At 38.4% G+C, this 13,734-nt stretch carries 11 protein-coding genes; 10 read left to right on the top strand and 1 reads right to left on the bottom strand.

Going from position 1 to position 13,734, the window contains the following annotated elements; translation table 11 throughout:
• Positions 1–198 precede the first annotated feature (198 nt).
• Entirely contained in the window at positions 199–1,080 is an 882-nt protein-coding gene (locus tag BUB12_RS07925) for an AEC family transporter (protein WP_084063273.1), read from the top strand.
• Positions 1,081–1,211: 131 nt separating this feature from the next.
• On the opposite strand, the gene BUB12_RS07920 is transcribed toward BUB12_RS07925, so the two are convergent.
• Entirely contained in the window at positions 1,212–1,814 is a 603-nt protein-coding gene (locus BUB12_RS07920) for a peptidylprolyl isomerase (RefSeq protein ID WP_084063272.1), read from the bottom strand.
• Positions 1,815–2,028: 214 nt separating this feature from the next.
• On the opposite strand from BUB12_RS07920, the gene BUB12_RS07915 reads away from it, so the two are divergent.
• From BUB12_RS07915 to BUB12_RS07880, 9 genes are all read left to right on the top strand, one after another.
• Positions 2,029–2,589, top strand: a complete 561-nt coding sequence (locus BUB12_RS07915; RefSeq protein ID WP_072889800.1) for an REP-associated tyrosine transposase — start codon at positions 2,029–2,031, stop codon at positions 2,587–2,589.
• Positions 2,590–2,694: 105 nt separating this feature from the next.
• Positions 2,695–3,807: a CdaR family transcriptional regulator gene (locus BUB12_RS07910; RefSeq protein ID WP_072889799.1), complete on the top strand. Its 1,113-nt coding sequence runs from the start codon at positions 2,695–2,697 to the stop codon at positions 3,805–3,807.
• Between the two features lie 203 nt (positions 3,808–4,010).
• Positions 4,011–5,420 (top strand): glycolate oxidase subunit GlcD, encoded by a 1,410-nt coding sequence (gene glcD, locus BUB12_RS07905; protein ID WP_072889797.1) that lies wholly within the window; start codon positions 4,011–4,013, stop codon positions 5,418–5,420.
• Positions 5,413–6,741, top strand: a complete 1,329-nt coding sequence (locus BUB12_RS07900; protein WP_072889796.1) for a (Fe-S)-binding protein — start codon at positions 5,413–5,415, stop codon at positions 6,739–6,741. The genes glcD and BUB12_RS07900 overlap by 8 nt, the downstream gene beginning before the upstream one ends.
• A 256-nt stretch (positions 6,742–6,997) precedes the next feature.
• The gene (locus BUB12_RS07895; protein WP_072889794.1) at positions 6,998–8,257 is read left to right on the top strand and encodes a protein kinase domain-containing protein; all 1,260 of its coding nucleotides are present in this window, start codon (positions 6,998–7,000) and stop codon (positions 8,255–8,257) included.
• Positions 8,250–9,065: a serine/threonine-protein kinase gene (locus BUB12_RS07890; protein WP_072889792.1), complete on the top strand. Its 816-nt coding sequence runs from the start codon at positions 8,250–8,252 to the stop codon at positions 9,063–9,065. The genes BUB12_RS07895 and BUB12_RS07890 overlap by 8 nt, the downstream gene beginning before the upstream one ends.
• Position 9,066: 1 nt before the next feature.
• A complete protein-coding gene (locus BUB12_RS17650) occupies positions 9,067–9,204 on the top strand; it encodes a hypothetical protein (protein WP_159431558.1) in 138 nt (45 codons plus the stop codon).
• Complete coding sequence (locus BUB12_RS07885; protein WP_072889790.1) at positions 9,201–12,317, top strand: DEAD/DEAH box helicase; 3,117 nt, start codon at positions 9,201–9,203, stop codon at positions 12,315–12,317. Before BUB12_RS17650 ends, BUB12_RS07885 begins: the two co-directional genes overlap by 4 nt.
• A 60-nt stretch (positions 12,318–12,377) precedes the next feature.
• Positions 12,378–13,634: a hypothetical protein gene (locus tag BUB12_RS07880; protein WP_072889788.1), complete on the top strand. Its 1,257-nt coding sequence runs from the start codon at positions 12,378–12,380 to the stop codon at positions 13,632–13,634.
• The last annotated feature ends 100 nt before the right edge of the window (positions 13,635–13,734 follow it).

The raw sequence follows: 13,734 nt of genomic DNA, 5'->3' as shown, positions 1-13,734 counted from the left end.
GCTGTCGTAGCATTCCTTGTCCTGCGAAGGTATGTTCAATTAAGATCGCAGCTTTTTGTGCAATGTTGAACCACCTGGCATGGCCAGGCGCAATGTTTTCGGTGGGGCGAGTAATCGCAGTCCCAGTCCGTACGTCGCAAAGCGGGCGCTCTGCGCTTTTCTTAGGGAGATGATGACATAGAATTTATTACAATTTTAGTGCCCATATTTTCGATTTTTATTATTGGTTTCATCATAGGTAAATTAAAAAAATTGAGTATTGATTCTTTATCCTATGTAGCATTGAATGTATTTTATCCATTTTTAGCTTTTAATACTTTTTATACAAATGACATTACAGTAGAGTTTCTTTATGTGTTTATAGCCATTACTTTTATAGTATTTAGTACATATTTCCTGATTCTAATTCTTGCAAAAATCTTTAAGTACAATAAGAAGAGAAAGCATGCTATGTTGTTAGCGGGAGTTTTTATGAATGGGGGAAATTACGGCTTACCTGTTGTTCTGTTTGCTTTGGGGGAAGAAAGCTTCGTTTATGCAATGATGATTATGGTCATCATGTCTATTTATATGAATACCATAGGCTTATATATCGCAGCAAGTGGAACTGACGAGGATGTACCTAAACGGGAAGCATTGAAGAAAACGATTAAAATGCCAATTATCCCAGCGATTTTTGTCGGAATCTTATTCCAATTATTTAATGTTAAGCTGCCAGGTTCAATCGAAGATACAGTTTCATTTCTTTCCGATGCAGCCATCCCTCTAATTATGATTGTATTGGGAATTCAGTTATCAACGATAGCTATTCGTAAAATAGCTGTAAAGCCAGTTGTACTTTTAGTTGTGATACGGTTAATTGTGTCACCCATTCTTGCAATATTATTTGTTTATTTATTTGGTCTCAACGATACAGTCTTGGCATCTGTACTGATTATTATTGCAGCAATGCCAACAGCAGCAAATACAACGATGTTCTCTGTGAAATATAGAGTAGAACCGGAGTTAGTATCTTCAACTACCCTAATTACAACCGTACTCAGCTTGATAACCTTACCGGTTTGGTTTCTATTTGTATAGGTTGGATGGGGTATCTAGGGGTGCCTACCCAGAGGTGCCTGTCACCTCCCGGATTTTGTCGAATCACATCAATAGAAAAAGTCCAACCTCCACTATGGGAAGTTGGACTTTCCTTTATCTTGACAGTCCCGTTATTCCCCTTGCTTCTCAGGCTCAGGGAAGTCATGTCCATTTTTATCCACTTTTACACTTTTCATCACTTGGTCTTCTAACGGTTTGTCTGCACCGTCACGTTCACTCGAAACGATTTCATCAACAACATCCATTCCCTCAATTACTTTTCCAAATGCTGCATATTCTCCATCTAAATGTGGAGACTCTTCAACCATGATGAAAAACTGTGAGCCAGCAGAATCAGGGTGACCAGAGCGTGCCATGGAAATAACGCCACGTTCATGCAATAAATTGTTCTCAAATCCATTGGAAGTAAATTCTCCTGCTATTGAATAACCAGGTCCACCAGTTCCGTTGCCATCCGGATCGCCACCTTGTACCATGAACCCAGGAATTACACGGTGGAAAATTAGCCCATCATAATAACCGTCCTCAGCCAACGATACAAAGTTATTGACGGTATTCGGTGCGACATCTGGGTATAACTCAACCACAATTTCTCCGCCATTTTCCATTGTAATGGTAACCGTTGGATCTCCTTTTTCTGAATCAGAGCCACAAGCAGCTAAGACAATGATAGATAGAAGAAACACTACTAGAAATTTTAATTTACCTCTCATCCTGTACCTCCAATAATAGTTTTTTGAATTGTATATAAAAAGTTTAACTTAATGTGGTGGAGTTGTACAGTGGTTAGGATTCGGGGAGTGACAGTCACTCCCCGAATATTGTCGAACGGAAACAAGTGAAAGTACACCAATTTATGGTAAAATAATACTACTGTCATTATTCGACAAGTGACAGGCACCACCAATAAGAAAGGGGATCTAAAAAATGGGAAGAAAGCCTCGGATTTGGTTTCCAGATTCTTTTTATCACATTGTCTGCAGGGGCAATCGGCGCGATGCCCTTTTTAAGGACACAAGTGATTATAAGATTTTTCTCCACATGTTAAGCGAAGTTAATAAAAAAACTCCATTCGAACTCGCCTCATATTGCCTCATGAGTAATCACTTCCATCTACAATTACGCTCTCAAGAACAGCATATCTCAAAAGTAATGTCTCTCCTAAACAAACGATACGCCGACTATTACAACACCAAAAATAATCTATCAGGACATGTATTTGAAAAGAGGTATTTTGATAAAGCAATCGATTCAAATTTTGGTTTACTCGATGTGAGTCGATATATCCACCTAAACCCGGTTAAAGCAGGAATTGTTGAAAAACCAGAAAGCTACAGATGGAGTAGTTACCGCTATTATCTCCACACAACCCACCACAAGCTTATTGATTTTAACCACATCTTAAAACATTTCACAGGTAACGAACTAGAAAAACGAGAAAAATACCAACAATTTACGGAAGACAAATCGACAAAAATCGGGGTGTGACAGGCACCTTCAAAAAATCGACAAAAGTCGGGAAGTGACAGGCACCCCTAATAGAAGTAGAATAAATATATATAGGTCATTTAGTATTGTGAGGTGATTCAAGCAATGAACGAATTGTTCCATTCGGGGAAGTTTTATTCGTCGGTCGTAAATGAAGTACGGAAGCTGATTAATGAAGATGTCATTATCACCAATGAGGATGGGATTATTGTAGCCAGTAGTGACCCTTCAAGAATGAATAAGTTCCACGAAGGCTCCGTCATTTCTATGCAAAAGAAAGAGAATTTAATCATGACGGAAGAATTGTCTGAAAAGCTTCAAGGAGTCAGAAAAGGGGTATGCCTACCAATTATGATCGATGAACAACCAATCGGGGTGGTAGGAATCACAGGTGAACCAGAGGTGGTTGAGCCAGTCGCCATGCTGGTGCAAAAGGTAGCAGAATTATTTGTTCAAGACTCTATCATCCATACGAATCTGGAAAGACAAGCAAGAGAGCTAGAATTTTTCGTGTTCGATTGGCTGAATAATAAGGAAAAGGACCAATCCATCAAGGAAAGAAGTCAATTTTTTAATATTCACCTAGAAAATTACGAAAGAGTAGTAGTGTTACAAACTAGGGGCTCTTCCTTACAGCTTTCCTATAAAGATATTAACCGACTTAGAACGGCGTGGGATCAAAAAGGAGACACTTTATTTATCCGCTGGGGACAGGATAAGATCCTAATAATTCTTGGAAATCGTTTTAACCATAAACCCATTATTGAAGAAAAATTAATTCAGCTCACCCGAGAAATGGAAATGACCCTAAATATTACCGTGACCTGTGGCGTTGGGCAAGCGACTGATTATAAGCATCTCCATCAATCGTTCGAGCAGGCTGAAAGAGCGTGTAAGGTTGCCACACCAACAAAAAAGATCATATTTGAAGAAGAATTGCAATTTGATATTTTGCACCAGGCTCTTGATGAACATACGAAAAATGACTTTATCGACCGGACGATTAGGCCGTTATTACAACAGGAAGAACTTCTAAAAACGTTAGAAGTCTGGTTTCAGAATGACATGTCCAATCAGTTAGCTGCAAAAGAACTACATATTCATAAAAATACGCTTCATTATCGTTTGCGACGAATTGAAGAACTGACCCAATTAAACTTAAAAAAGCTTCATCACCTCGTTATTTTATATCTAGCATACCGATTTTTAGTAAAATAAAAACCTGCGATGATTCGTGGGTTTTTTGTATTGGATAAAAACTCTGCCCCAATATTTCCCGTGCCCAGAAAAATTGTACTTCATCATAAAAATCATCCCACTTTTACCATGTTATTTTGTACTTTAGTACATAGTATTAGTTAATCTAGAATACTATAATTATTTTAAAAGCACCTTAATCCATTGCGGAGGAGAATAATTATATGGATGCATTAATAAAGGAAATGGAAGCAATATGTGGGAAGGAAAATGTTCAGTATTCTAATGCAGCAAAACTAGCATATTCCTATGATGCTACAGCCAATTTTCAACACCTTCCAGATGTCATTGTATCACCTAGAAATACGGAGGAAGTTGCAGAAGTTGTGAAGGTCTGTGCAAAATATAAAACCCCGATTATTCCAAGAGGTTCTGGTACGAATCTTGCTGCAGGCACGACGCCTACTAGCGGTGGGGTCGTTGTATTATTTAAGCATATGAACAAAATTATAGAGTTAGATGAAGAAAACCTAACGATTACCGTGCAACCTGGTGTCATAACAAAAACGATCATTGATTATGTAGAAGAGAATCATTTATTTTATCCTCCAGACCCTAGTTCATTGAAAATCTCTACAATTGGAGGGAATATTAGTGAAAACTCTGGTGGTCTACGAGGTCTAAAATATGGGGTGACGAAGGACTATGTACTTGGTTTAGAAGCAGTCCTCCCAAACGGTGAAATCATTCGAACGGGTGGAAAGTTAGCGAAAGATGTTGCAGGCTATGATTTAACGAGTCTTTTAGTCGGCTCAGAAGGAACGCTTGCTATAGTGACAGAGGCTACTCTCAAGTTAATTCCAAAACCACCATATAAAGAAACCATTTTAGCCATGTTTAAAACACTAGAGCAAGCAGCTCAAACGGTGTCTGCTATACTTGCAGCGAAAATTATCCCGACAACGCTAGAATTTATGGACCAAGGGACACTTCAAGTGATTGAGGATTATAAACAAATTGGATTACCAACGGATTGTGAAGCGGTTTTATTAATTGAACAGGATGGAGTAGAAGAAGCGGTGAAACGCGATATGGATGTGATTTATCAAGTTTGCCAAGACTTTTCTGCCATCAATGTACAAAAAGCTGAAACGGAAGAAGAAGCAGAAGATTTAAGATCCGGTAGAAGAGATGCATTATCAGCACTGGCACGACTAAGACCGACAACGATACTCGAGGATGCTACTGTTCCACGTTCTGCCATCGCCCCAATGGTCCGCGAAATTACTCGCATAGCTGAAAAATACGATGTCACAATTCGCACCTTTGGTCATGCTGGCGATGGGAATTTACACCCGACTTGTTTGACCGATCTTCGGGATAAAGAAGAAATGGAGCGGGTGGAACAGGCACTTGCAGAAATTTTTGATGCTGCGATTCAATTAGGTGGAACTATAACTGGAGAACATGGCGTTGGTGAAATGAAAGCACCATATTTAGAATGGAAGCTAGGGAAAGCTGGTATTGGTTTGATGAAGTCAATTAAACAAAGTATTGACCCTGATAACATTATGAATCCTGGCAAAATGTTTGCAAAATCTACAAAAGAACGTTTGGTGATGTCCAATGTCTAATCTATCATTAGCAGAAAGAGTACAGCAAGGATTCCAGCAACAATTAAGTGAAACGAAATTGCTAGATTGTATGCGTTGTGGCTTTTGTTTACCAGCATGTCCAACCTATATCCATTCTGGGAATGATGAACAGCATTCACCAAGAGGTAGATTGGCACTAATGAAAGCTGTGCGAGATGGGGATATTCCTTTTGATGGTTCTGTGCAAGAATCACTAGATTTGTGCTTGGGCTGCCGAGCATGTGAGCCTGCCTGTCCCGCAGGAGTGGAATATGGACATCTATTAGAAAATGCTAGAGATGTCATTCAAAGAGAGAAAAAGCAATCAATTAAAGAAAAAGCATCAAGAAAAATGGCTTTTGACCATCTATTTAAGGATCCGAAAAAGATGGAAAAGACTGTTGGTTTAGTTGGTTTTTATCAAAAATCCGGTTTGCAGTTTCTTACAAGGAAGACGAAAATACTCTCCTTTTTCCCTGAAATTATGGAAGGGATGGAGGGAGTTTTACCAAAAATCGAAAAGAAAGAATCGATGCGAGGAAAGGTGTTCAAATCCGAACGTAAATCAACAAAAGTTGCCTTTTTCGCAGGGTGTATGATGGAGACGATTTTTGCCAAGACCAATGATTCTACAGTTCAATTGCTACAGAAACTCGGCTGTGATGTATGGGTACCTAATAATCAAGTTTGCTGTGGAGCATTACATGGCCATAGTGGGGAACTGGATAAGGCAAAGGAAAATGCAAGGGAAAATTTAGATAGCTTTCTAGCTGAAGATGTGGATTATATTGTGAACAACGCAGGTGGGTGTGGCGCCTTTTTGTCGGAGTATGAACACTTGTTAAAAGATGATGAAGCATACTTAGAAAAAGCTAGGGAGTTTTCGAAAAAGACAATTGACATAACCTCTCTTATCCATAAATTAGGGATCACTAATTTGCCATTAAAAACGAGTGAGAAGTTAACTGTTACGTATCAGGATTCTTGTCATTTACGAAATGTAAATCATGTCATCCAAGAGCCAAGAGAGATATTACAGTCCATCGAAAATACCTCATATGTAGAACTAGAAGGTGCGGATCAGTGCTGTGGATCTGCTGGAATTTATAATTTAATTCATTCCGAAATGTCGATGAGAATACTAGATAATCGCATGGAAAATGTGAAAAAAACAGCATCACAAATTATTATTACAACAAATCCGGGATGTCTCTTGCAAATGAAATTAGGAATTGAGCGAGCAGGCCTATCGGATAAGATGGAAGCTGTGCATTTGGTGGATTTTTTGAATGATTATGTAGGTTTTTCTAAAGTGCAGTAAGATCTATATTACAAGGAATAGGAGTATAAGTGTGGAATCAAACTGCCCGTAAATTTCTATTTTGTTCATTTTACAATTAATGAAGCATATGGATTGAGGTTTTTAAAAGTGAATATTTGATTGTTTTAGTGCAGGTTGTGGTGTTCATGACCTGTGCTTTTTTGGTTATGAAAAAATCACCATCCCTCCTCTCTTCATGATATAATGTAAAATAATTTAGTACTTTTTGTCTATTTTTGTATGGGAGGTTTGACTGATGTCGAATTTGTTTGAGTTTGTAAAGCCTATTGATGAAGAGTTGTATGATTATTGTATTGAGATGGAAGGGATGGCGAAGACGCGTCCAACTAGCTCTTTAGTCGAACTTCGTAAGGCTGTCGAACATTTTTTAGAGTGGTTTCTAAATAAAACCGATGAAGAAAAAGGGCTGCCGCCAAGGAAGAAAAAGAAGACCTTCTTCGCCTATTTAAGTGAAATAGAAGAGAAAAAACTCCTTCCCCAATCCCAGCTAGAAAATCTTAATATGATCCGCATATTTGGTAATAAAGTAGCACACCCAAATGCGTTTAAAGCGACTGTTAGCGACTTAGTTACTGAAATCGAGAAGTTTTATGAAGCGTTAGTCAGTATCTATCAATCTAAAAATCTACTTCAAGAAGATTTCACCTTTGATGAGGACAAGCTTATGATTGATAGCTATCGACCAATACAAAGGTTAGATATCAACAGTTATGAAGAAGGCTGTGAGAAGAAGTATTTATGCGTTCTCGAAAAAGATGGAAGCGAATCGAATACATACTATGTCATTAGGCAATTTCGAAAAAGTAATGAAAAAGCCCCGAAAGAAGTTGGTTTTTGGAAACGGGATTTGCTAACACTCCAAAGACTTTCAGAAGATGACTTAAATTATATCGTAAAAAATCACAACATTACGAAACAAGACGATAATGAACTGTTTTTCACATGTTATGAATTGAGTGATTCAGATACTAATCTAGTGGATATTACGCTAAAAGATTTAACAATCGAAGAAAGGCTAGATATTGTTTATCAAATAGCTAGAGGTTTGTACGGGATTCATACAAATTATGAACCTGTCTACCACAGAGCGCTGACTCCTTCTAGCATCTATATTAAAAAATTAAGAAGTGGAAAACGCACCATAAGAATTGGCAATTTTGAATATGCCAAATTAGAAGACGTCAATGGAGTAACGATGGTATCCAAAGTATTTCGCCGTCACCATGATCCATTCCGTGCACCTGAACTGGAATATGGAATTGAGATTAATGATTGGGCAAAAGTAGATGTCTATTCATTTGGGATGATTATTCTATTTATCTTTAATATTAAAGGTGAAAATGCCTTTCACCATGTTAAGAAACTAAAAAAATTCCAACTATCCAATGACTTTGTTGATCTAGTAGACCGAATGGTAGACGAGTATTCAAACGCACGTCCAGATATGAAAGAAATTAAGCATCTTATTGGCAATGAGGTGATGACTCATGCGTAATCTATCCTATGAAGCAAAGCATTCCTATCGAATTATGAAAACAATCTATGAAACGGATGATGGAACTTCTGCATTTTATGAAGCATTTGATGACATCGAAAAAAGAAAAGTAGGGATTAAAGCTGTTGCCGTAGCACCAAAAGATTTACAAAAGGCAAAGAGTGAGGCACTAACTTTACATCGCTTTGCAACGATGTCCACGAGTATCCCAGCTCTGTACCATACGTATTATGATCAAAAACAGGAACGCTTTTATTTAATCATGCAGTTAATTGAACAAGGGCGTACGTTAGAACATATGCTACAGGGGACAATTCCAATACATCAATCGTTACAAATTTTAATCGATTTATGTGATGCTCTAATTCCGTTGCATCAGAAAAAATATCAACACCGTGATTTAAAACCAGCAAATATCATGGTCCAAAATCGTAATGTGTACTTGATTGACTTTAATTTAACAAGTAGCAAGCCATTTAAAGGTGAGGGAACAACATTTTATCGTTCCCCAGAACAGGATATCAATTCAAAAGGGGTTGGTCAGGATAAAACCGACATCTTTTCGATAGGTGTCATTTTTTATCAGATGGTAACCGGACACCTTCCAGTACGAGGACAAGAATATGTACCTGATCGAAGTGGGAAAAAATGGCGATTCTTTACGAAGCCTATTGAAAAAAATAAACGAGTGCCACAAGAAATTAGTGACTTAATCGAAAAATGCATGCAAATCAATCCAAATGATAGACCTGTTAACGCCAATGAACTAAAGCGGTTATTAATTCAGCTGAAAAGGAGAGTTAGGTAGGATGGACAAGCAAAAAATTAAATGGGATGAGTTCGATAGTGAATGGTTAAAGAAAGTGGATGAACAAGGGACGCATAAAGAACTTGTGACGAAGCTATCTGAACCTACTCCTTTTAGTGAAGGGGAGGCAGAAGATTGAGTTTAATCAAAAAGGAAAACCCAATTTATGTTTATGATGAAGAAGAGTCTTTTCAATTTAACAGTGCCATTCCGTTTATTTGCACAAACTCTTTCTTCTCCAAGTGTACCGATTTAGGGATCGAATCCGAGCAGTTTTTAAATCAACTTGTGAAGCAGAGAGTATTTTTGATTACATATGCACCGAACAATCGGAATTATTTTCATATCCTAACAGAGCAAGCGATTCTAGTCTGTGTCATTTCGGAGGATAATAATTTTACCATAACAGGTCTACAAGAAAAGACAGTTGGGAAACAAAATTATTTTATTAAAGCAGGTTTAAAAATCCGTGCCGAGCAAGGTAGTGTGCTATGGTCTGGTTCCAGTCGTGTGTGGAAGGATCAAGTGTCACCAAATGAGGCATCCAGTCATTTTAAAACGGTAAAAAGAGCATTCTTGCAAAAGTTAGATATCGTACAGGAACAAAATGGCATTCGTATTGACGAGGAAGAAGAATTCACCCCAATAAGTGATGAGTTTGAGGAATTGCTAGCTATGGCTGAAGCCTATGCAGTAGCTGAAGATGAGGTACAAAAGGCTCAAGCACAAACAGGACCACAAATTAGCTATTATGATTTTCAGGCAGCAGATGGTTATGAGCGTGTAGAAAAAGTTGCTTATGACTTTTTCGTAGCTGATATTGATCAAAATATGTATAAGAAAGGGTCCCGTGTCGTCATTCAGTTAGATGAGGGCCAAGAAATAACTGGGGTCATTACTGAATTACAGCTTGAGAAAGAGCCTCTCCAGATCACGGTATTATTTGATGAGCTATTCCAAGTGAATCAGATGCTGCCAGCTGGAGTTATTTCACTTGAATACAATTCCGTTCAGTTAGAAGTTCGAACGAATGTGATTGAGGACTTGAGAAACGGAAGTAGTCCAGCTAAATATTTAGATGATGTCATTGGTGAAGAAGATTTTGCAGGTTTTGAGAAAAAAGATTTAGCCCCACTTACGGAACGGTTATTAAACTCTAATCGCCCACCTAATGACAGTCAATTGGATGCAATAAAACGTGGGATTGAGACAGAAGATGCCTTGTTAGTCTTGGGTCCACCTGGCACTGGGAAAACCACGGTTATCCTGGAGTGGGTGAAACATTTTGTATTAGAAGAAGGAAAACGAGTATTGATTTCTAGTCAAAATAACAGGGCAGTGGATAATGTCCTGGAAAGATTGGCTGAGGAAAAGGACATTGACACCATTCGTGTTGGTAGTGAGGAGAAAATTCAATCCAATGTCCAACATTTGATGTATGAACAGCGAGCCTATGAATTACAACAAACCATTAATGAAGCCAATGATCATTATGCGTCAGAAACGGAGAGTGTGAAGCAAAAGGTCAAAGGATTTTTAGATCATCTAACGTCCCTTGAACCAGTAGCAGAGTCACTACAGCAAACACACCACCATTTGACGAAACAATATGAAAACCTCTACCAGACGTATGTAAAACCATTAGCTGGTTTAATGGAAAAAGATAAGCTAGAAAAACAGAAGATTACAACCCTTATCGAGAAGTATAAAGAGGCTAAAAAACAAGTAGTAGCTTTTAATGATTCACCGTGGTGGAAAAAATCCTACACATTCCCGTTGTGGTTGAATGCTAAACGGGTGATTAAAACGTTCCAATCGAAGCATGGAGAGTTAATCAATCGAAACAAACATACGGTGCAGGAATATAATCAACTTCAAGCAATTTCAGAAGATTTCCGAGAAGAAATGATTGCACCACATAAGCAAAAATGGATTGTCATGAGCAATAAATGGAAAGAAGCATTAGCTTCTATGGGAGAGTTAGCAACTGTTGACTTACAAGGAGAACCTGTTTATTTTTCCTTGCATGAGGTAAAACAGGAATCAGCTCAAAATGACATCCTACAAGTGAAGCAAGCGTGTGAGGCTTTTTATCAACAATTAGATGTAATTGATGGGGCGCTGAGTCGTTGGCGTGGATTTTTGGAAGAAAAGAAAAATTATGCACTATCAAAAGTATTGCTGGAGTCAGTTGATTTAGTCGGGGCAACATGCATCGGGATTAATAGTCAACAACGTTTTCAAGACTTGGATTTTGATGTCACGATTATTGATGAAGCTGGACAAATTCAGATTCAAAATGCAATTGTTCCAATTAGTCGTTCGAAAAAGGTCATCATGCTAGGAGATCACCTGCAAATTCCTCCAATTGCTGACCAAGACGTGATGGCACGTTGTGAAGAAGGGGCAGTTGAAACAGAGTTATTGAAGAAGAGTTTCTTTGAGTATTTATATAATAGATTCCCGGAAAAAAATAAAATCTTATTGGATACCCAATATCGAATGCCAGCTGAAATTGCTGAACTGTTATCGGAATGGTTTTATGATGGGGAATATCAATCGTTTAAAGGTAAAAAAGGGATGGAAACGCCATTTCCGAACTTGTTTAATAAACCATTTGCCATTATGGATACGGGGAAAGAACGAGCACGCGGGGAAACGAAGCAGCCTGGTGAGGGATATTTTAATCGACTTGAGGCAAAGGTTGTCGTTGATCTAATTGGAAAAATAGTTAGAGAGGCTAATCCAGCAGATCTACAGCAAGAAAATAAAGTATCGATACAGGATGTTGGAGTCATTACACCATATAAGCTACAGGTGAAACAGATTCGTGAAGAGCTATTAGCCGCTTATCCTCATTTAACGAAGGAACAGGTAACTGCCCTTGTTGCATCCCTTGATAGTTTTCAAGGTCAAGAGAGAAAGGTAATCATCTATAGCTGCACTAGAAGTAATCGTAAAAAACCACATCAAGAGCGAATCGGATTTTTAAAAGAATTGCGTCGCCTAAATGTGGCCCTATCCCGCTGTCAGGAGCAGTTAGTATTTGTGGGCGATATTCCGTTTCTGTCCACATGTGAGTATGTGATGACAGACGAATATGGAGAAACTCTTGTAGATGAGGAAGGAAACCCGATGCAGGGAACGAGCGAAAAAGAATTCTCCGACTTTATCAAGCTAATGGTTGAGTACGTGGAGAGAGGAAAAGCTGACATGGTGCCTGTCACTTCCCGGGTTTTGTCGAATGCCTAGTAGTACAGTATTTTTCCACCTACCTATCCGTAGACATTAATGAGTGAGGAGGCCGAAAGTATGGCAGATAAAAAACAGGGGAAACGATCCCCTTTTCACTATAATCAATTCATGATTGATGATTTTTATAAGATGTATCCTGAATTTTATCGGGCTGGTCGTTTGGAATTTTGTTCGTGTGTCTATTATCCGATTGCAGATTTGGAACTGGAGTTATTGGAATCAAGTAGCGAAGAATTTGAAACTATCGAGCACGCGATTTTAGAACTAATATATGGTGGAATTAAGACTCAAGGGCAGATAAGTAAAATGATGGGATTACCTGAGAAGTATGTTAAGAAAATCATTGATGTACTTGAAAGCTATGGCCATTTATTGGACATGCAGCTAACCGACCTAGGAGAAAAATCTGTTCTTGAAGGGGTAAAATATACGAGGTATTCAACCCGTCAAAAGGTTCAAGCAGATCCTTTATTTGGTGCATTACTAACGAAAGAGCTTGTCCAACCCAAGGGGATGCTTTCTAGTTCTAATGATACGCGTGGAAGTGTTCCATTGATTCAGCCAGACCCTTATGTGGAACAGCAGTTACTAGATAATTTACGTAAAGATATCACGCCTTATCGAAAAGGTAAGAAGAAGGTTTTCCATGTTAATGTGATCCAAATCGAAGAAGTTATTTCTAAAAAAATGAAGTATGCTTACGGATTTTTACTGCAATTTGAATTTTTAGATGAGCCGATTGTCGTACTGCGTGGGAAAAAAGAAGAGCGAACCGAACGAGTACAGGATGCTTTTTACTGGAAACCAATGGCCATCACGAAAGAAACCGAACGATTTTTAGGGTTGGGAGAACATGACATGGTGGTTGCTTCCGATGAACGTTTTTCACCGTTTGTTCAAATAAAGAACGATATTATGAAACAACTAGCATTTTTCCGAGAGAAGAAGTATGATTTTCCAATAAAAGTAGAGTCAATGCTACAAAATGATTGGGGAATCGATCCGAATCAAGTGAAGTATAAGGTTAGTGGAAGTGAGGTACGGTTATTGATTGAGCCTCATATGTTTGAAAAAGATGACATGGATTTGCAATGGTTTAAATCGCTCTCTTACTACGATGTGGGAGGAGAGTCCAAACCATACGTACGATTCTCAGCAAATCATATTTATCCAGGGCTTGTATGTTATGCGGAAACGAAAAATCCTGCCTTCAAAAAATTAATCGCAAACTACCAGAAAACAGTAACAAAAGAAGAAGACGTACCAGCATTTATACAAGCGTACCAGAGGGAATTAGCGGAGTTAGTAGGGTAGAATTGGTGCCTGTCACTTCCCGGATTTTGTCGAATGACTCCCACAATAAAAAAGTCCAACATCTTCAACTGAAGATGTTGGACTTATAAATGTATCCAAC

This window comes from Ornithinibacillus halophilus (assembly GCF_900129485.1).
GTDB lineage: Bacteria > Bacillota > Bacilli > Bacillales > Amphibacillaceae > Ornithinibacillus > Ornithinibacillus halophilus.
This window is presented reverse-complemented; position numbering and strand designations above follow the sequence as displayed.